General features: G+C 62.6%; 16 protein-coding genes and 1 pseudogene. 8 read left to right on the top strand and 9 right to left on the bottom strand.

Annotated features, from left to right (window positions below; genetic code table 11):
• Window positions 1-4 precede the first annotated feature (4 nt).
• The 5 genes and pseudogenes from APH35_RS00370 to APH35_RS29620 all read right to left on the bottom strand — a co-directional run.
• Window positions 5-997: a lysylphosphatidylglycerol synthase transmembrane domain-containing protein gene (locus APH35_RS00370; protein WP_060514019.1), complete on the bottom strand. Its 993-nt coding sequence runs from the start codon at window positions 995-997 to the stop codon at window positions 5-7.
• Window positions 994-1,758, bottom strand: coding sequence for a DUF2334 domain-containing protein (locus APH35_RS00375; protein WP_060494705.1), 765 nt, complete (start codon window positions 1,756-1,758; stop codon window positions 994-996). Before APH35_RS00375 ends, APH35_RS00370 begins: the two co-directional genes overlap by 4 nt.
• Window positions 1,751-2,872 (bottom strand): glycosyltransferase family 4 protein, encoded by a 1,122-nt coding sequence (locus tag APH35_RS00380; protein WP_012273994.1) that lies wholly within the window; start codon window positions 2,870-2,872, stop codon window positions 1,751-1,753. The genes APH35_RS00375 and APH35_RS00380 overlap by 8 nt, the downstream gene beginning before the upstream one ends.
• A gap of 221 nt (window positions 2,873-3,093) precedes the next feature.
• On the bottom strand, window positions 3,094-3,858 hold the full coding sequence (locus tag APH35_RS29615; protein WP_370739324.1) for a methyl-accepting chemotaxis protein: 765 nt from the start codon (window positions 3,856-3,858) through the stop codon (window positions 3,094-3,096).
• Window positions 3,859-3,951: 93 nt separating this feature from the next.
• Window positions 3,952-4,968 (bottom strand): annotated as a pseudogene (locus APH35_RS29620) (cache domain-containing protein); the annotation flags it as partial.
• Window positions 4,969-5,136: 168 nt separating this feature from the next.
• Here APH35_RS29620 and APH35_RS00390 point away from each other — a divergent pair.
• On the top strand, window positions 5,137-6,612 hold the full coding sequence (locus APH35_RS00390; protein WP_060494382.1) for a helicase HerA-like domain-containing protein: 1,476 nt from the start codon (window positions 5,137-5,139) through the stop codon (window positions 6,610-6,612).
• A gap of 95 nt (window positions 6,613-6,707) precedes the next feature.
• Here the strand turns inward: APH35_RS00390 and APH35_RS00395 are convergent, their stop codons facing one another.
• Both APH35_RS00395 and APH35_RS00400 read right to left on the bottom strand, forming a co-directional pair.
• Window positions 6,708-8,180, bottom strand: a complete 1,473-nt coding sequence (locus APH35_RS00395) for an inorganic phosphate transporter (protein WP_041166780.1) — start codon at window positions 8,178-8,180, stop codon at window positions 6,708-6,710.
• A gap of 314 nt (window positions 8,181-8,494) precedes the next feature.
• Complete coding sequence (locus tag APH35_RS00400) at window positions 8,495-8,695, bottom strand: hypothetical protein (protein WP_012273990.1); 201 nt, start codon at window positions 8,693-8,695, stop codon at window positions 8,495-8,497.
• A gap of 475 nt (window positions 8,696-9,170) precedes the next feature.
• Here APH35_RS00400 and pcaR point away from each other — a divergent pair, with 475 nt between their 5' ends.
• The 7 genes from pcaR (at window position 9,171) to pcaC (ending at window position 17,236) form a co-directional block, all read left to right on the top strand.
• Entirely contained in the window at window positions 9,171-10,046 is an 876-nt protein-coding gene (pcaR, locus tag APH35_RS00405) for a pca regulon transcriptional regulator PcaR (protein ID WP_012273989.1), read from the top strand.
• A 321-nt stretch (window positions 10,047-10,367) separates the two neighbouring features.
• Complete coding sequence (locus APH35_RS00410) at window positions 10,368-11,714, top strand: MFS transporter (RefSeq protein ID WP_012273988.1); 1,347 nt, start codon at window positions 10,368-10,370, stop codon at window positions 11,712-11,714.
• Window positions 11,715-11,983: 269 nt separating this feature from the next.
• Window positions 11,984-13,189: a 3-oxoadipyl-CoA thiolase gene (gene pcaF, locus APH35_RS00415; protein ID WP_171577222.1), complete on the top strand. Its 1,206-nt coding sequence runs from the start codon at window positions 11,984-11,986 to the stop codon at window positions 13,187-13,189.
• A gap of 189 nt (window positions 13,190-13,378) precedes the next feature.
• Window positions 13,379-14,668, top strand: a complete 1,290-nt coding sequence (locus APH35_RS00420; protein ID WP_012273986.1) for an MFS family transporter — start codon at window positions 13,379-13,381, stop codon at window positions 14,666-14,668.
• A gap of 9 nt (window positions 14,669-14,677) precedes the next feature.
• Window positions 14,678-16,030: a 3-carboxy-cis,cis-muconate cycloisomerase gene (locus APH35_RS00425; protein ID WP_060494381.1), complete on the top strand. Its 1,353-nt coding sequence runs from the start codon at window positions 14,678-14,680 to the stop codon at window positions 16,028-16,030.
• An 11-nt stretch (window positions 16,031-16,041) separates the two neighbouring features.
• Entirely contained in the window at window positions 16,042-16,833 is a 792-nt protein-coding gene (gene pcaD, locus APH35_RS00430) for a 3-oxoadipate enol-lactonase (protein ID WP_060514021.1), read from the top strand.
• 10 nt (window positions 16,834-16,843) lie between these two features.
• The gene (gene pcaC, locus APH35_RS00435) at window positions 16,844-17,236 is read left to right on the top strand and encodes a 4-carboxymuconolactone decarboxylase (protein ID WP_012273983.1); all 393 of its coding nucleotides are present in this window, start codon (window positions 16,844-16,846) and stop codon (window positions 17,234-17,236) included.
• A 17-nt stretch (window positions 17,237-17,253) separates the two neighbouring features.
• On the opposite strand, the gene APH35_RS00440 is transcribed toward pcaC, so the two are convergent.
• On the bottom strand, window positions 17,254-17,766 hold the full coding sequence (locus APH35_RS00440) for an Mpo1 family 2-hydroxy fatty acid dioxygenase (protein WP_012273982.1): 513 nt from the start codon (window positions 17,764-17,766) through the stop codon (window positions 17,254-17,256).
• A gap of 112 nt (window positions 17,767-17,878) precedes the next feature.
• Window positions 17,879-18,802 carry a LysR family transcriptional regulator gene (locus APH35_RS00445; protein ID WP_060514022.1) on the bottom strand — a complete coding sequence of 308 codons (924 nt, stop codon included), beginning with the start codon at window positions 18,800-18,802 and terminating at the stop codon, window positions 17,879-17,881.
• Window positions 18,803-18,883 lie beyond the last annotated feature (81 nt).

Here is an 18,883-nt window from a genome sequence, read left to right on the forward strand (position 1 = left end):
CAGCTCAACCCGCCTGCCGCCGCCAGCGCTCCAGCAAAGGACGCGCCAGCAGGCACACGAACACAGGCCCGCCTGCCAGCAGATAAAAGTAGTAAGTAACCCCTCGCCATATCAGGATCGCCGCCGCTGCGGTCGAGCTGCCCACCAAGGGTGTAAGCAAGGTGGCCGAAGTCAGCTCGGCGGCCCCGGCCCCGCCAGGCAGCAGGCTGAACTGGCCGGCACTGAGCGACAGCATCTGCACCAGGAAGCTGGGGATCCACGCCAGCTCTACCCCCAGCCCCCGCAACACCAGGAACAGCACGCTGTAGCGCAGCCCCCAGTGGACGCAGGTGAGGGTGAACACCAGGCTCAAGGTGCGCTTGGGCAGGCGCCAGGTCTGTGCCAGGGCAGCGATGAAGTGCAGCAGTTTGCGCGCCCAGCGGCGTTTGCGCGGCGGCCCCATGCCCAGGCGCTGCAACAGCCTGCCGTTCATGCGCATTACCGTGCGTCGGTAGCGCAACAGCGCGACCACACCGGCCAGCGTTGTGCACAGCAGTAATGCACTGCCAAGCAGCATGCTTTCCTGGCTGCGGCCCAGGCTGTGGAACAGTGCGTAGCCGGCGATCGTCAGCATCGCGCAGAAGAAGAACACCAGGTCGTTCAGCTGGTCCATGGCGAATACCGCAGCGCTGCGCGCCGGGCCGATGCGATTGCGCGCCAGTAGGGCCATCAGGGTCAACGGGCCGCCACTGCCGCCGGGGGTGGTGCAGATGGCGAACTCGGTGGCCATCACCACGCCCAGGCTGCGTGCAGGGCTCAACTGCTTTGCCTGCTCGCCGAGCAACAAGCGCAGGCGCAAGGCGTTGATGAGCCAGCACGACAAAATCATGCCAAGCAATATCAGCATCAGTTGTGGGTCGAACCGGCTTAGCCTTGGCAGCAGCTCGCTACCACCCAGCAGCACGGGCACCAGCGCTGCACCCAGCAATGCCAGCGCCAGCCAGGCCCAGCGGTTCATGCTGGCACCTGGCGCTCCAGCCAGGCAGATTTGGTCAGCGGCTCGCGGCCGTCCTTCAACAGGCTTTCGAGTGTTCGCAGCCAATAGTCACGGGATGAGCGGTGGCGCATGTCCACAGGGTGCAGCCCGAGGCGCAATGTGCTCGCGTCCTGCCAGCGTTGACATTGCCAGTTGCACACTGCGCGGGACAAAGTACGACGCCATGCGCTCCGGGCACTCCAGACCAGGCCTGGCGCATCGATGGCTGTGAAGTCCGGCAAACGGTAAAGGTGTTGCGGTGTGCTGGTGTACTTCAGCGGCAGGCGGCGCAAGGCTTGCCGAGTGCCCTGGCTCATGAGCCAGGCGGGTGCGACAAAGCCTGCTACGGGCCAGCCTTGGTCCTCGAACAGCGCCAGGCCATCCTGCAGCCGGGTAAGCGCGGCGTGCTCATCGAGGCTATAGAACTCACCTTCATGCGTGTAGATGCGCCGCATGAAGTAGTCGATGGGGCTGCGCGGTGCCGGCCCTTCGTCGGCATGGGCGTAACCGTGCAGCGCCAGCTCGTCGCCGTTGGCCAGGCGTTCGTCCAGCACGCGGCAGAACGAGGGTGCCTGGTGCAGCGGATTACGCCGATGGAAGTCAGGGACCACCAGCCATGTCATGGGCACGTTGCCCAGCGCATCCACGGCGTGTACGAACGGCGCATAGTCCGGCCAGGTTTCTGGGGCCACATCATGCAATACCAGCAGGAGGCTGCGTTGCCTGGAGGAGGGCTCAAGCATGGGCACGCACCTGCGGCTGATGGCCGAGCACGGCTTGGTAGTGCTGTAGCAGGCCCGCCACCACCTTATCCCATGAATAATGTTGCTCTACATGACGACGGGCCTGCATGCCGAGCTTGCGGACCCCCGCCTCGAACGCCTCGCGCACTGCCATCGCCATCGCCCGACCCTCGTTGGGCGTGCACAGGCGGCCACACTGCTCGTTGATGATTTCAGTGAACGCACCTGCGCGTACGGCCACCACGGGTGTGGCGCTGGCCATGGCTTCGAGGATGACCAGGCCGAAGGTTTCCTGGTCGCCAGCATGCACCAGCAGGTCGGCACTGGCCATCAGCCGGGCCACCTCTGCAGCGGGGCAGAAGTGGTCGATGACGCTGACGTTGTGAGGCACGCTGGCCGGCATGTTCGAGCCCACCAGCAGCAGGTGGTAGGGGTGGCCGAGTTGCTGCATGCAGTCGAGCAGCACCGGCAGGTTCTTTTCCCGCGAGCCGCGGCCGGCGTAGATCAACAGGCGGCTGGTGTCGGCTATGCCCAGTTCGGCGCGCAGGTGCGGGTCGCGCTGGGCGGGATGGAACGTGGCAAGGTCAACGCCCAGCGGCTGCACGTGTACATCGCGCACGCCCAGGCGGCGCAATTTGTCGGCCATGACCTGGCTGGGCGCCAGTACCCGGTCGAAATTGCCGTACAGCTTGCTGACATAGGCTTCGACATTGGGCGTGAACCAGTTGCCCATGCGGTTGCTCACCAGCAACGGCAAGTCGGAATGGTAGAAACCGATTACCGGCACGTCGAGTTGGCGCCGGGCCTCCAGCGCGGCCCATGCGGTGAGGTAGGGGTCGCCGACTTCTATCAGGTCGGGTTTGAGTGTGCGCAGCGTATTGCACCATGGGGCCAGGCGTACAGGAAAACGATAGCCCTTGCCAAACGGCAAGGGTGGAGCGGGAACCTGGTAGATGCCATCGGCTTGGTGGGCGCTGGCGCCGGGGATCAACAGGCTGTGGCGTACGCCGTGGATGGCGTCGAGACGGTGATGTTTGGCATCAAGATAGGTACGTACGCCACCGCTGGCCGGGGCGTAGAACATGGTGATGTCGGCGATATGCACGATCAGCATCCCTCCGGGATCGTCTTCGGGTCTGTCATCCGGCGGTGGCTTGCCGGCGATGACGCGCCTAAAGGTTGACCTGTGTGAAGGATAGTTTGTTCGATCGGGGTTGGGTGGGGCAGGCTCGTCGAGTGGTGTTGGTTGTTTCGCGGGCTCGCCCGCCCCCACAGGTAGGGCGCAACCCTTCGGGGTTGTGCTGTCCTTGTGGGGGCGGGCGGTGCGGTCTGTATTTAGATGCGGAAGCTGCCCACCAGGTGCTTCAGGCGGCCAGCCTGCTGCTCAAGGTCGGAGCACGCGCGCAGGGTCGCCTGCAGGTTTTCCACGCCTTCCTGGTTGAGCATGTTGATCTCGTTGATGTCCATGTTGATCGCCTCGACCACGGCGGTCTGTTCTTCGGTGGCAGTGGCCACCGATTGGTTCATGCCATCGATCTCGCCAATGCGCACGGTCACGCTGTCCAGCCGCTCACCGGCCTGGTTGGCGATCTGCATGCTGTCCTGGCTGTGGCGCTGGCTCTGGTCCATGGTGTCGACCGACTCGCGGGCACCGACCTGCAGCTCTTCGATCATGGTCTGCACCTGCTGCGCCGATTCCTGGGTGCGGTGCGCCAGGTTGCGCACTTCGTCGGCAACCACGGCAAAACCACGCCCGGCTTCACCGGCGCGGGCTGCTTCGATGGCGGCATTCAGCGCCAGCAGGTTGGTCTGCTGGGAGATGCTGGTGATCACTTCGAGGATCTGGCCGATATTCACGGTCTTGCTGTTCAGCGTTTCGATGTGCTCGCTGGACGTGACGATCAGGTCGGACAGGCGGTTCATCGCAGCAATGTTGCGCTCGACCACTTGCTGGCCCTCTTCGGCCAGCAGGCGCGCGGAACTGGCGTGCTGCGAGGCTTGAGCAGCATTGCCGGCAATTTCCTGAGCGGCGGCGCCCAACTCGTTGATGGCGGCGGCGACACTGTTGGTGCGGTTGGACTGCTCGTCGGAGTTGGTCATCGATGAATTCGAAGCACTGATGACCCGCAGGGCCACTTCGTTGACCTGCTCGGTGGCCGAAGACACTTCGCGGATGCTGCTGTGAATACGCTCGACGAACCGGTTGAAGGCGTTGCCGAGGATGCCGAATTCGTCGTGGTTGTGGATGCGCAGGCGCTTGGTCAGGTCGCCTTCACCTTCGGCAATGTCTTCCATGGCGCGCGTCATGGTGTGCAGCGGCTGCATCAACACGCGAATCAGCAAACCGAGCAGGCCGATGATGATCACCACCGCCACTACCGTGGCGATCACCGCCGAGGTGCGGAAGGTGCTGAGCATCGAGAAGGCCTTGTCCTTGTCCACCGACAAACCGATGTACCAGTTGGCCGACGGCAAGCCGGTGATCGGGGTGAAGGTCAGCAGGCGGGCCTGGCCATCGCTCTGCACTTCGGTCAGCTCGCCTGTCAGTTTTGGCGTGTGCTGCGGGAACAGGTCTGACAGTGACTTCATCACCAGGTCTTTGTCCGGGTGCACCAGGATCTTGCCCTGGTCGTTGACCAGGAAGGCATAGCCCATGCCGCCGAAGTTCAGCGAGTTGATGATCTGCACCAGGCCGTCCAGGGCCAGATCGCCACCAACCACGCCAACGCTGCTGGAGACCTTGCTGAGGATACCGATGACCATCTTGTTGGTGGTCATGTCGATGTACGGTTCGGTCAGGGTTGCGCCGCTGGCGCTCATGCCGTCCTTGTACCAGGGACGGGTACGTGGGTCATAGCCGTCGGGCATCTTTGCGTCGGGGCGCACGCTGAAACCGCCGTCGACCTTGCCCAGGTACACGGTAAGGAAGCTGGATATCAGCGCATTCTGGCCCATCAGGGTTTCGGCGTTGGTCGGGTCCTGGGCAATGTTCTGTGCCAGGTTCTCCACCAGTTTGATGCGGCCTTCGAACAGGTTGCGGATGTTGGTCGAAGTGGAGGTGCCCATTTCAGCCAGATAGTTTTCCAGGTCCTCGCGGATCGCATTACGCTGGAGGTAATCGTTGTAGAGAGTGAAAAGGCTGAAGGCAAGTATCACGATCAGTGATGCTGCCAAAAGAATCTTGTGGCTGAAACGAAGGCTTTTGTTCATGGCGTAATCGGTTCCGCTAAGGTTTTATATCAGGCGTTCGCACGAGTGGAGCGGTAGGCAGTGCAACATCCAGAAAAGTCCCTTTTCGGTTGTTCCTCTCTATTAAGGCGAATATCACCCACAGGTATCGGCCGAATTAAGCTAAAGCTTGAGCAGAGGATTAAAGAGATGTCGGAATTTTCGACCATCGTTGTAGGTGCTGGCCCGGATGGCCAGCCTGTCGGGCAAGCAATGCGCCTGGCCAACCGCCACGGTCTGGTGGCGGGCGCAACCGGTACAGGCAAGACCGTGACCCTGCAGCACCTGGCGGAAGTGTTCAGCGACGCCGGGGTGGCGGTGTTCGCCGCTGATGTCAAAGGTGACCTCTGCGGCCTCGGCGCAGCCGGTGCACCCCAGGGCAAGGTGGCCGAGCGCATCGCCGGCATGCCGTGGCTGGGGCATACGCCTCGGGCTTACCCGGTGAGCTTGTGGGACATTGCCGGGCAGTCCGGCCACCCGCTGCGCACCACCCTCAGTGAAATGGGGCCGCTGCTGCTGGGCAACTTGCTGGAGCTGACCGACAGCCAGCAGGCGGCGCTGTATGCAGCCTTCAAGGTGGCTGACCGCGAAGGCCTGCTGCTGCTGGACCTCAAGGACCTCAAGGCTCTGCTTGCGCACCTGAAAGACAACCCGCAACTGCTCGGCGAAGACAGTGCGCTGATGACCACGGCCTCCACTCAGGCCTTGCTGCGCCGGCTCGCAACCCTTGAGCAGCAGGGAGCGGAGGCGCTGTTTGGTGAGCCGGCATTGCAGTTGGAGGACTTGCTGCGCCCGGACCCGGATGGCCGTGGCCGCATCCACTTGCTCGATGCCAGCCGGCTGGTGCACGAAGCACCCAAAGTGTATGCGACGTTCCTGTTGTGGCTGCTGGCCGAGTTGTTCGAGCAGTTGCCCGAGCGCGGCGATGCCGACAAGCCGGTGCTGGCACTGTTCTTCGATGAGGCGCACTTGCTGTTCAACGGCACGCCCAAGGCATTGCAGGACCGTCTTGAGCAAGTGGTGCGGCTCATCCGCTCCAAGGGCGTGGGGGTGTATTTCGTCACCCAGTCGCCAGGAGACTTGCCCGACGCGGTGCTGGCCCAGCTAGGTTTGCGCATACAACATGGTCTGCGGGCGTTTACTGCCAAGGAGCAGAAGGCGCTGCGGGCTGTGGCCGATGGCTTCCGCCCCAATCCTGCGTTCGACACCCTGGCGGTGTTGACTGAGTTGGGGATTGGCGAGGCGCTGGTGGGCACGCTGGAAGAAAAGGGCACGCCGGCCATGGTGCAGCGGGTACTGGTTGCACCGCCGCAGTCACGTATAGGGCCGCTGAGTGCAGTTGAGCGCAGTGCGTTGGTTGCGGCCTCGCCGTTGGCGGGGCGCTATGACAAGCCTGTGGACCGTGAGTCGGCCTATGAGATGCTGACCCAGCGCAAGGGCGAGGCGGTGGAACCGGCGCCGCAACCGAAGGCGGATGAGGAGAGCTTTTCCGACAAGGCCGGTGAGTTCTTGCAGAGTGCGGCGGGGCAGGCGATCAAGTCGGCGGTACGCCAGGCGGCCAACCAGTTGGGGCGGCAGTTGGTACGCGGGTTGATGGGGTCGTTGCTCGGCGGCAAGAAAAAGTGATGACCTGCACCTGGCAGGCGACCTGCTCCTACTAAGTGCAGGAAAATAGCCATAGAAAAGGCGCCCTTGGGCGCCTTTTTCTATTGCGGTGTCCGTCAGCCAATGGCTTTGGACGCCAGCCAGAACAGGCCGGCCGCCAAGCCCATCGAGGCAGGCAGGGTCAGGATCCAGGCCAGCAGGATGGTCTTCACGGTGCCGCCTTGCAGGCCACTTTTGTTGGCGACCATGGTGCCGGCCACACCGGACGACAGCACATGGGTGGTCGATACCGGCAGGGCGAACACGTTGGCCATGCCGATGGCGCAGGCTGCGGTGATCTGTGCCGACATACCTTGGGCGTATGTCATGCCCTGTTTGCCGATCTTCTCGCCAACGGTCAACACCACACGCTTCCAGCCAACCATGGTGCCAAGGCCCAGGGCCAGGGCGACGGCCACGATTACCCAGAATGGGGCGTATTCGGTGGTGGCGGTGAGGTCTTTGCGCAGTTTCTCAAGGTCGGCCTTTTCACGGGCTTCCAGGCCTGGCAGTTTGCCAACCTTCTTCGCCGTGTCATCCAGGCACAGCAGGTAGCGACGCACTTCGACGCGCTTCTCGGCGTCCAGGCTGTGGTAGTCGGTCACGCCTTGCAACGAGGACTGCAGTGCGGCGATGGTCGGTTCGGTCTGCTGTGGGTTGCAGCTGAACTGCTCCGGCAGGTCGCTGGCCTTGGCCTTGCCCAGTGCCAGGAATTCGCCCAGGGTCGCGGCATTGCGCTGGTAGAACTGGCTCATGTGCAGGGTAGCGTCGCGGGTACGCTCGATCTGGTACGTGGTGCTGTTCAGGTCGAGGACGAACTTGGCCGGGACGATACCGATCAGTACCAGCATGATCAGGCCGATGCCTTTCTGGCCGTCGTTGGAGCCGTGCACGAAGCTTACACCCATGGCGGAAACCACCAGGACCAGGCGGTTCCAGAACGGCGGGTGCTTCTTGTCGTCGAGCTTGCGGCGCTGCTCGGGGGTTTTGTGCATCTTCGACAGCGGGCGCCACCATTTCAGGCCGATCAGCACCAGGGCGGCAACGGCGAAGCCGGCCATGGGCGAGACCACCAGCGACATGGCGATGTCGATCGCCTTTTGCCAGTTGACGCCGTCGCCCAGCGGGATGTCGTTGATCAGGGCGTTGGCCAAGCCGACACCGAGAATGGAGCCGATCAGCGTGTGCGAGCTGGAGGCCGGGATGCCGAAGTACCAAGTGCCCAGGTTCCAGGTGATGGCCGCAGCCAGCAGCGAGAAGACCATGGCCAGGCCGTGTCCGGTGTTCACATTGATCAGCAGCTCTACCGGCAGCAGGTGCACGATGGCATAGGCCACCCCAACACCACCGAGCAGAACGCCAAGGAAGTTGAACACGCCGGAGAAGAACACGGCGAGGTGCGGCGGCATGGCTTTGGTATAGATGACAGTAGCTACCGCGTTGGCGGTGTCATGAAAGCCATTGATGAACTCGAAGGCGAGTACGAAGGTCAAGGCGAGCAGCAGGCTCACCAACACCCAGGCATCCAGTCCGCTGAATAAATCGATCATGAAGGTTGTCTGGCGGGTCATAGGGGGGCGGGATTATGCCAGAAAACCTTGGCAATCGATGCACCTGCTGCAGACCGATGGCAATCTTCATGGCGCACGCGAGCCGTGCTTGACGGGGACTATGGGTAGGTGAAAATCGGCTAAAAAGCACAAACGCTGGCGAAAAAAGACATAAAAGCGAAGAAAAATCCGCTTCGCCATTATTCAAACGGCCGTATGAAATTTGTGTAATTCCATTTCATCATCAGCCGGACAGTAAAAATCGACCGCGCCCGGGCTGGCCGGGCGACGACGCGCGGGCGTGGCTCCGAGCCTCAGGGATTGTCGCTGCGCAGTTCCTTTTCCATGCGTTCCAGTTCCTGGCTAAAGGACTGGTCACGCACGCTGGCACGTTTGCGCCAAGGTTTGCGTTCTGGATCCGGTTGTGCGGCGTAAGTGGTGACTTCGCCACCGTAAACATCCTTGTAACGTTCAGCCTGGCGCTCGAGTTCTGCGCGCAGTTCATCTTTCGTCACATGCAGTACCTGAATGAAGAGTAATGACTGTTTTTATGCATGGTGCACATGCACATGCCTTGCTGGCCGCAACGGCTTGATACAGCGGAAGGTTCCATTACCACGGTAGCGTGGGGGCCTGCGTAATCGATTATAGCAATCGATAATTTGCCGAACATCGTTATTTACCAAACCTGACATCAGCTGATGCAAGTACTGGGATGTGTTCGGAATCAGTTTGGACCTTTCGTACAAGTTTGAAAGGCATCACCGATAAAAGTTCGCTGCATTGCCGGAGCGCGGCTGTAATGAAAAACGGCCTCGCCGGAAGGCGAGGCCGTTGCCTGGGGACTTCTACGGTGGGTACCTGACCAGTCTCTCCAAAGAAGCCACAAGTGGCATGAGAAAGGTATAAGCAAAAGTGTCGGCGGTCAATTGCGATTATCGGCCGTTTGTTCGATAATCGCACGAACCGGCGTTTTTTTTGAGGTGTGCGATGAGTGACGAAACCCTGGGCAACGATTCCGGCAATCCGGAGGCAGCACGACCTGCTTCGGCTGCCATGGCGCCGCCGATCGTGGCCTCCCCGGCCAAGCGCATCCAGGCCTTTACCGGCGATCCGGACTTCATGACCTCCCTGGCGCGTGGCCTGGCCGTGATCCAGGCGTTCCAGGAGCGCAAACGCCACCTGACCATCGCCCAGATCAGCCACCGCACCGAAATCCCCCGCGCAGCGGTGCGCCGTTGCCTGCACACGTTGATCAAGCTCGGTTACGCCACCACAGACGGGCGTACCTATTCGCTGCTGCCCAAAGTGCTGACCCTGGGGCATGCGTACCTGTCGTCGACGCCGCTGGCGATTTCTGCCCAACCCTACCTGGACCGCATCAGCGATCAGTTGCATGAGGCGGCCAACATGGCCACCCTCGAAGGTGACGACATCCTTTATATAGCGCGTTCGGCCACGGTGGAGCGGCTGATTTCGGTCGACCTGTCGGTGGGCGGTCGCTTGCCGGCGTATTGCACGTCGATGGGGCGCATTCTGCTGGCGGCCATGGACGACACCAGCCTGCGTGAGTACCTGGACCGTGCCGACCTGAAGGCGCGCACCAGTCGGACGCTGAATGACCCAGAGTCATTGTTTGCCTGCATCCAGCAGGTACGCGCCCAAGGGTGGTGCGTGGTGGACCAGGAGCTGGAGCAGGGGTTGCGCTCGATTGCAGTGCCGGTTTACGACGCTTCGGGGCAAGTGTTGGCGGCATTGAACGTGAGCACCCATGTTGGCCGGGTGACGCGCAGCGAGCTGGAGCAGCGGTTCTTGCCGATTCTGCTGGCGGCCAGCCGCGACCTTTGCCATCAGTTGTTCGGGTGAGGCCGCAGGGGCCGCAAAGCGGCCCCAAAATAGAACAGGCAAAACCGTTTCTTGTGCGATAAACGCACAGTGTCGTTCAGGGTGAATTGCTTCACCTACGCCCGCTGATTAATGTTTCTCGCAGCGGTCGGCTTGCCGACCGAACAAGAAAAACATAAGAGGCACTTACCCATGAATACTGTCACCTCGCTGCTGCGGCCGCACCCGCACGCAGTACCGTTGTATCCAGGCTGACGCAGACCCTATTTCCAATCATCGCCCTCTTGCACCGGTTATTCGCGTGCAGTGGCCTTGCTGTGCCCCACATTCTGGATAACAACAATGAACCAAGCACAAACCAACGTCGGCAAAAGCCTCGACGTTCAGTCGTTCATCAATCAGCAGCCGCTGTCCCGCTATCAGTGGCGGGTCGTGCTGTTGTGCTTCCTGATCGTTTTTCTCGATGGCCTGGACACCGCCGCCATGGGTTTCATTGCCCCGGCCCTGTCGCAGGAGTGGGGGATCGATCGCGCCAGCCTCGGCCCGGTGATGAGTGCCGCATTGATCGGGATGGTGTTCGGCGCCTTGGGCTCCGGGCCGCTGGCTGACCGTTTCGGCCGCAAAGGCGTGCTGGTGGGTGCTGTGCTGGTGTTCGGTGGCTTCAGCCTGGCCTCGGCCTATGCCACCAACGTCGACCAACTGCTGGTGTTGCGCTTCCTGACAGGGCTGGGCCTGGGGGCAGGTATGCCCAATGCCACCACGTTGCTGTCCGAATACACCCCTGAACGCCTCAAGTCGTTGCTGGTGACCAGCATGTTCTGCGGTTTCAACCTGGGCATGGCGGGTGGTGGCTTCATCTCCGCCAAGCTGATCCCGGCCTACGGCTGGCACAGCCTGCTGGTGATCGGTGGCGTGTTGCCGTTGCTGCTGGCACTGGTGTTGATGCTCTGGCTGCCGGAGTCGGCGCGGTTCCTGGTAGTACGCAACCGAGGCACCGACAAGGTGCGCAAGACTTTGTCGCCGATTGCGCCGCACGTAGTGGCCGAGGCCGGCAGCTTCAGCGTGCCGGAACAAAAGGCGGTGGCTGCACGCAACGTGTTTGCGGTGATCTTCTCTGGCACCTATGGGCTGGGCACCGTGCTGCTGTGGCTGACCTATTTCATGGGCCTGGTGATCGTCTACCTGCTGACCAGTTGGCTACCCACCCTGATGCGTGACAGCGGCGCGAGCATGGAACAGGCCGCGTTCATCGGCGCGCTGTTCCAGTTCGGTGGCGTGCTCAGTGCAGTTGGCGTGGGTTGGGCCATGGACCGTTTCAACCCACACAAGGTGATCGGCATTTTCTACCTGCTGGCCGGGGTGTTCGCCTACGCCGTGGGGCAGAGCCTGGGCAACATCACCTTGCTGGCCACGCTGGTGCTGATCGCCGGCATGTGCGTGAACGGTGCACAGTCGGCGATGCCATCTTTGGCGGCACGCTTCTACCCCACCCAGGGCCGGGCCACCGGTGTATCGTGGATGCTGGGTATCGGCCGCTTTGGCGCGATTCTGGGGGCCTGGAGCGGCGCGACGCTGCTGGGCCTGGGCTGGAACTTCGAGCAAGTGCTGACCGCACTGTTGGTGCCGGCGGCGCTGGCGGCCGTGGGTGTGATCGTGAAGGGCCTGGTGAGTCACGCGGACGCGACGTGATCAGCGGTGGGCCGCTATGCGGCCCATTCGCAGCAACGGCTCGATGCTTAGGCAAGCAACAAATGGTTCGATAATCGCACAAATAGTCGATTATCGAATTGAAAGCTACCTGCCAGTCTCCTTAATCTGGGGCCACCGAAGCACCCTGACCAGGAGCCTCCAAATGCCACGTGCAGACCATTACCGAACCCACCCAAGTCGAGCTGTCCACCCTGTGTGACCTCGAAGCCCGTACCGCCGCAGCCCATGGCCAAGTGGCAGGAGAAAGCCTGATGCACGACGTATTCATCTGTGACGCCATCCGCACCCCGATCGGCCGCTTCGGCGGCGCCCTGGCCAGCGTGCGGGCCGATGACCTGGCCGCCGTGCCGCTGAAGGCGCTGATCGAGCGCAACCCCGGCGTGCAGTGGGACCAGGTGGACGAGGTGTTCTTCGGCTGCGCCAACCAGGCCGGTGAAGACAACCGCAACGTGGCACGCATGGCGCTGCTGCTGGCCGGCCTGCCGGACAGCATCCCCGGCGTCACCCTGAACCGCCTGTGCGCATCGGGCATGGATGCCATCGGCACCGCCTTCCGCGCCATTGCCAGTGGCGAAATGGAGCTGGTGATTGCCGGTGGTGTCGAGTCGATGTCGCGCGCCCCGTTCGTCATGGGCAAAGCCGAAAGCGGTTATTCGCGCAACATGAAGCTGGAAGACACCACCATCGGCTGGCGCTTCATCAACCCACTGATGAAGCACCAGTACGGCGTGGATTCCATGCCGGAGACCGCCGACAACGTGGCCGACGACTATCAGGTTTCGCGTGCTGACCAGGACGCTTTCGCCCTGCGCAGCCAGCAGAAAGCTGCAGCCGCCCAAGCGGCGGGCTACTTCGCCGAAGAGATCGTGCCGGTGCGCATTGCGCACAAGAAGGGTGAAACCATCGTTGAGCGTGACGAGCACCTGCGCCCGGAAACCACGCTGGAAGCGCTGACCAAGCTCAAGCCGGTCAATGGCCCTGACAAGACGGTCACCGCTGGCAACGCCTCGGGTGTGAACGACGGTGCGGCGGCGCTGATCCTGGCGTCGGCCGCAGCGGTGAAGAAACACGGCCTGACCCCACGTGCCCGCGTGTTGGGCATGGCCAGTGGCGGCGTTGCGCCACGTGTCATGGGCATTGGCCCGGTGCCGGCGGTGCGCAAGTTGACCGAGCGCCTGGGTGTGGCGGTCAGTGATTTCGATGTGATCGAGCTTAACGAAGCGTTTGCCAGCCAAGGCCTGGCGGTGTTGCGTGAGCTGGGTGTGGCCGACGACGCGCCGCAGGTGAACCCTAACGGCGGCGCGATCGCCCTGGGTCACCCGCTGGGCATGAGCGGTGCGCGCCTGGTGCTGACTGCACTGCATCAGTTGGAGAGGAGTGGTGGGCGCAAGGGCCTGGCAACCATGTGTGTGGGTGTCGGTCAGGGCCTGGCACTGGCCATCGAGCGGGTTTGACCTGTACCGGCCTCTTCGCGGGCAAGCCCGCTCCCACAGGTGGAACCACGCCTCCTACTGTGGGAGCGGGCTTGCCCGCGAAGAGGCCGGACCTGTTAGACACAAGGCCAATTGCCAGCCTGATAGCGGAACGAGTGTGTTACCAGGTATGTCTAGACTTACCTAGGACCCTCCAGGAGTAAAACCGTCATGACCTCAACCTATTACACCGGCGAAGAACGCAGCAAGCGCATCTTCGCCATTGTCGGTGCCTCATCAGGCAACCTGGTGGAATGGTTCGACTTCTACGTCTACGCCTTTTGCGCGATCTACTTCGCCCCGGCCTTCTTCCCCTCCGATGACCCTACCGTGCAGCTGTTGAACACGGCAGGCGTGTTCGCTGCAGGCTTTTTGATGCGCCCCATCGGTGGCTGGATCTTCGGCCGTCTCGCTGACCGCCACGGTCGCAAGAATTCCTTGATGATCTCGGTGCTGATGATGTGTTTCGGCTCCTTGATGATCGCTTGCCTGCCTACCTATGCCAGCATCGGCACCTGGGCCCCGGCGCTGCTGTTGCTGGCCCGCCTGATCCAGGGCCTGTCGGTGGGTGGCGAATACGGCACCACCGCCACCTACATGAGTGAAGTGGCCCTGCGCGGCCAGCGCGGTTTCTTTGCTTCGTTCCAGTACGTCACCCTGATTGGCGGCCAGTTGCTGGCGGTGCTGGTGGTGGTGATCCTGCAACAACTGCTGACTGAAGATGAACTGCGGGCCTGGGGCTGGCGCATCCCATTCGTGGTGGGCGCCATCGCTGCGCTGATCTCGCTGATGCTGCGCCGCTCGCTGCACGAGACCAGCAGCGCCGAAACCCGTAATGACAAGGATGCAGGTTCGATTGGTGGCCTGTTCCGCAACCACGCAGCGGCGTTCATCACGGTGCTGGGTTACACCGCTGGCGGCTCGTTGATCTTCTACACCTTCACCACCTACATGCAGAAGTACCTGGTCAACACTGCAGGCATGACGGCGAAAAACGCCAGCTACGTGATGACCGGTGCGCTGTTCCTGTTCATGGTGCTGCAGCCGTTCTTCGGCATGTTGTCGGACCGCATCGGTCGGCGCAACTCGATGCTGCTGTTCGGCGCTTTGGGTACCCTGTTCACCGTGCCATTGCTGATGGCGCTGAAAACCGTGACCAGCCCGTTCATGGCCTTCGTTCTGATCAGCCTGGCCTTGTGTATCGTCAGTTTCTACACCTCCATCAGCGGCCTGGTGAAGGCCGAGATGTTCCCGCCGCAAGTACGCGCGCTGGGTGTGGGCCTGGCCTATGCGGTGGCCAACGCGGCATTCGGCGGTTCGGCCGAGTACGTGGCCTTGGGCCTGAAAACCCTGGGCATGGAAAACACCTTCTACTGGTACGTGACGGCGATGATGGCGATTGCCTTCCTGTTCAGCCTGCGCCTGCCGAAGCAGGCGGCGTACCTGCACCATGATGATTAAGGACGCTGCATGAGCAACCAACTGTTCGACGCCTACTTCACCGCGCCGGCCATGCGCGAGGTTTTTTCCGACCGTGGCCGGCTGCAGGGCATGCTCGATTTCGAAGCCGCGCTGGCCCATGCCGAGGCCGCTGCCGGGCTGGTCCCGCACAGCGCTGTGGCGGCCATCGAGGCGGCGTGCCAGGCCGAGCGCTATGACGTTGGCGCGCTGGCCAATGCCATCGCCACCGCTGGTAACTCGGCGATCCCGCTGGTGAAGGCGTTGGGCAAGGTGATTGCCACGGGCGTGCCTGAAGCCGAGCGCTATGTGCACCTGGGGGCTACCAGCCAGGACGCGATGGACACCGGTCTTGTGTTGCAGTTGCGCGATGCCCTCGATTTGATCGAAGCCGACCTTGGCAAACTGGCCGACACCCTGTCGCAGCAGGCCTTGAAGCATGCCGATACGCCATTGGTGGGCCGCACCTGGCTGCAGCACGCCACCCCTGTGACCCTGGGCATGAAACTGGCCGGTGTGTTGGGCGCCTTGACCCGCCACCGTCAGCGCCTGCGGGAACTTCGTCCGCGCCTGCTGGTGCTGCAGTTCGGCGGTGCCTCGGGCAGCCTGGCGGCACTGGGCAGCAAGGCGATGCCGGTGGCTGAAGCGCTGGCCGAGCAACTCAAGCTGACCCTGCCCGAGCAACCCTGGCACACCCAGCGCGACCGCCTGGTGGAATTTGCCTCGGTACTGGGCCTGGTTGCCGGCAGCCTGGGCAAGTTCGGCCGCGATATCAGCCTGCTGATGCAAACCGAGGCGGGGGAGGTGTTCGAACCTTCCGCACCAGGCAAGGGCGGTTCTTCGACCATGCCGCACAAGCGCAACCCGGTCGGTGCCGCGGTGTTGATCGGTGCTGCCACTCGCGTGCCGGGCCTGCTGTCGACGCTGTTCGCCGCCATGCCCCAGGAGCACGAGCGCAGCCTCGGCCTGTGGCACGCCGAATGGGAAACCCTGCCGGATATCTGCTGCCTGGTCTCTGGCGCCCTGCGCCAGGCCCAGGTGATTGCCGAGGGCATGGAGGTGGATGCCGTGCGCATGCGCCACAACCTCGATCTGACCCAAGGCCTGGTGCTGGCCGAAGCGGTGAGCATCGTCCTCGCCCAACGCCTGGGCCGTGACCGTGCTCACCACCTGTTGGAACAATGCTGCCAGCGCGCGGTGGCTGAACAGCGCCACCTGCGTGCTGTGCTGGGTGACGAGCCGCAGGTCAGCGCCGAGCTGTCTGGCGAAGAACTCGATCGCCTGCTCGACCCTGCCCATTACCTGGGCCAGGCCCGCGTCTGGGTGGCGCGCGCCGTATCCGAACATCAACATTTCACTGCCTGAAGGAGACTGCTGTGGCGCATTTGCAACTGGCCGATGGCGTTTTGAACTACCACATCGATGGCCCGGACAACGCCCCGGTGCTGGTATTGTCCAACTCGCTGGGTACCGACCTGGGCATGTGGGACACCCAGATTCCGCTGTGGAGCCAGCACTTCCGTGTGCTGCGCTACGACACCCGTGGCCATGGCGCATCGCTGGTCACCGAAGGCCCTTACAGCATCGAACAGCTGGGCCTTGACGTGCTGGCCCTGCTCGATGGCCTGGACATCCAGAAAGCGCACTTCGTCGGCCTGTCGATGGGGGGGCTGATCGGCCAGTGGCTGGGCATCAACGCCGGCGAGCGCCTGCACAGCCTGATCCTGTGCAACACCGCCGCCAAGATCGCCAATGACGAGGTGTGGAACACCCGTATCGACACCGTGCTCAAAGGTGGCCAGCAGGCCATGGTCGATCTGCGCGATGGTTCCATCGCCCGTTGGTTCACCCCAGGCTTTGCCCAGGCCCAGCCAGAGCAAGCCCAGCGCATTTGCCAGATGCTGGCGCAAACCAGCCCGCAGGGCTATGCCGGTAACTGCGCAGCAGTGCGTGACGCCGATTACCGTGAGCAACTGGGCCGCATCCAGGTGCCTGCACTGATCGTTGCCGGCACCGAAGACGTGGTCACCACCCCTGAACATGGCCGCTTCATGCAGGCCGGTATCCAAGGTGCCGAGTACGTCGACTTCCCGGCAGCGCACCTGTCCAACGTCGAAATTGGCGAGGCGTTCAGCCGCCGCGTGCTCGACTTCCTGCTGGCTCACTGAGGGCAACGCCATGGATGAAAAACAGCGTTACGACGCCGGCATGCAAGTGCGCCGTGCGGTGCTTGGCGATGCCCATGTGGACCGCAGCCTGGAGAAGCTCAACGACTTCAACGGCGAATTCCAGGAAATGATCACCCGCCACGCCTGGGGTGATATCTGGACCCGCCCAGGCCTGCCGCGCCATACCCGTAGCCTGATCACCATCGCCATGCTGATCGGCATGAACCGCAACGACGAGCTGAAGCTGCACCTGCGGGCGGCGGCCAACAACGGCGTGACCCGCGACGAGATCAAGGAAGTGCTGATGCAGAGCGCGATTTACTGCGGCATTCCGGCAGCCAATGCCACCTTCCACATGGCTGAGTCGGTGTGGGACGAGCTGGGTGTAGAGTCGCGTAGCTGAGTGCTACGCGGTCGCTCCTACACAGACCGCATCACAACAGGGCCTGCGTTGTTTTCTACGGCCTGTTTCAGGGCCGGGCACAGGCCCAGCATGAACGCGGCTTCTGCCACCACGAACAGCGGCCCGATGATCAAGCCGCTGACATCGTCGACGAAGGCCGGTTTGCGGCCTTCATAGTAGTGGCCGACGAACTGGATGATCCAACCCACCACGAATGCCCCTAGCCCGGCGCTGAGCCACAGTGCAGTCGTTTGCACTGCCAGCACCTGGCCGACCCACAGACATAGCCCCAGCAATGCACCCATCACCAGGCCGAAGCGCAGGTCCAGGCGCAGGTAGAACCATACCGATGCCGCCGCTGCCAGCAGGGCAGGGGAAAGCCACATGCCGGCAAATTCCCAGCCTGGGCGTGAAAGCAGGATGGTGACCGCCAGCACGATCATAGGGATACCGATGAAGTGAGTGATGATGTTGCGTGGGTCGCGGTGGTAGCTGGCGTACTGGCTCAGGTGGTCGACGAGGGTTTTCATTGTTATGCCTCCCTGGTTTGCCTGATCGGGGTGTATTGCCTGTACCCGCGAAGAGGCCGGTACAGGCAACCGATATAGCTCAGGATAGCCTGCGGCTACCACCATCATCAGCTCAGCGAATGGCAGCAGCCCGTACAGGCGTATCCAGCCCCACCAGTGTCTCGATCATCGCCCGCGCCGCTGGCGACAGACGGTAGCCACTGCGGCTGACCACGCCACAGCGAACGCTCAACACTTCCAGCGCCGGCGGCAGGTTGCGCCAGTGCAGGCGCACCAGGCTTCCGTTGGCCAGGTCATCGGCCACGGCCTCTTCACTGGCAGTGCCGATAGCATCGCTGGCCTGCACCACGCTGCGCAGTATGGCCAGGTGCTCGGTTTGCAGGTGCGGCGTGAAGTCGCTTCGCCCACTGAGGTTGGCCAGGCGTTTGCGTACACCGGGGTCAAGCAAAGCGCTGGCCAGCGGGTAGCTGAACAGGTCGTTGGTCGACAGGCTGTCCTTGGCCAGCAACGGGTGGCCAGGGCGGCAGAAGAAAAGGCCGGGGCGGGGTGACAAGGCTTCGGTGTGGAAGTTGGGGTCGGCTTCGAACGGGCGGATATCGTCGACGAAAAACTCGATCTGTTCACGGCGCAGGGCCTGACCCAGACGTTCGGTATTGTCCACCAGCAGCGAGGTGCGGATGCCTGGGTGGCGTTCGATGAAGTGGCGCAAGGCATCGGGCACCAGGCGCACGGCCAGCGCCGGGCCACTGCCGAAGTGCAGTTCGCCGGCGTCGAGCTTGGTCATTTGCAGCACTTCGTTGCTCAACTGCGCAGCCCCCTGTACCAGGCGCCGGGCATGTTGCAGCACCACAAGGCCTTCTGGGGTGGGCGGCAGGGCTTTGCTGGCGCGGTCGACCAGTGGGCAGCCGAACGTGTGTTCCAGGCCCTGGATGGCGCGGCTGAAGGCGGGTTGGGTGATGCCCATGGCCTCGGCGGCCCGAACGAAACTGCGGTATTCGGTGAGGGCAATGAAGTAGCGCAGCTGGCGGAGGTCCATGTCACGGCTCTGGGGCGGGGATCAGGGCTCTATTCAAGCGGTTACAGCTTATATCGTCAAAGAAGCTTTAAGGATTTGTTT

It is taken from the genome of Pseudomonas sp. NBRC 111132 (genome assembly GCF_001320565.1).
Taxonomy (GTDB): domain Bacteria; phylum Pseudomonadota; class Gammaproteobacteria; order Pseudomonadales; family Pseudomonadaceae; genus Aquipseudomonas; species Aquipseudomonas putida_P.

Excerpts from the sequence above, each read along its gene's own strand:
- pcaC (WP_012273983.1), top strand. The coding sequence starts at position 16,844 with ATGGATGAAAAACAGCGTTACGACGCCGGCATGCAAGTGCGCCGTGCG.
- APH35_RS00445 (WP_060514022.1), bottom strand. The coding sequence starts at position 18,802 with ATGGACCTCCGCCAGCTGCGCTACTTCATTGCCCTCACCGAATACCGC.
- APH35_RS00370 (WP_060514019.1), bottom strand. The coding sequence starts at position 997 with ATGAACCGCTGGGCCTGGCTGGCGCTGGCATTGCTGGGTGCAGCGCTG.
- APH35_RS00375 (WP_060494705.1), bottom strand. The coding sequence starts at position 1,758 with ATGCTTGAGCCCTCCTCCAGGCAACGCAGCCTCCTGCTGGTATTGCAT.
- APH35_RS00440 (WP_012273982.1), bottom strand. The coding sequence starts at position 17,766 with ATGAAAACCCTCGTCGACCACCTGAGCCAGTACGCCAGCTACCACCGC.
- APH35_RS00420 (WP_012273986.1), top strand. The coding sequence starts at position 13,379 with ATGACCTCAACCTATTACACCGGCGAAGAACGCAGCAAGCGCATCTTC.
- APH35_RS00380 (WP_012273994.1), bottom strand. The coding sequence starts at position 2,872 with ATGCTGATCGTGCATATCGCCGACATCACCATGTTCTACGCCCCGGCC.
- pcaR (WP_012273989.1), top strand. The coding sequence starts at position 9,171 with ATGAGTGACGAAACCCTGGGCAACGATTCCGGCAATCCGGAGGCAGCA.
- APH35_RS00390 (WP_060494382.1), top strand. The coding sequence starts at position 5,137 with ATGTCGGAATTTTCGACCATCGTTGTAGGTGCTGGCCCGGATGGCCAG.
- APH35_RS00395 (WP_041166780.1), bottom strand. The coding sequence starts at position 8,180 with ATGATCGATTTATTCAGCGGACTGGATGCCTGGGTGTTGGTGAGCCTG.
- APH35_RS00410 (WP_012273988.1), top strand. The coding sequence starts at position 10,368 with ATGAACCAAGCACAAACCAACGTCGGCAAAAGCCTCGACGTTCAGTCG.
- APH35_RS29615 (WP_370739324.1), bottom strand. The coding sequence starts at position 3,858 with ATGACCAACTCCGACGAGCAGTCCAACCGCACCAACAGTGTCGCCGCC.
- APH35_RS00425 (WP_060494381.1), top strand. The coding sequence starts at position 14,678 with ATGAGCAACCAACTGTTCGACGCCTACTTCACCGCGCCGGCCATGCGC.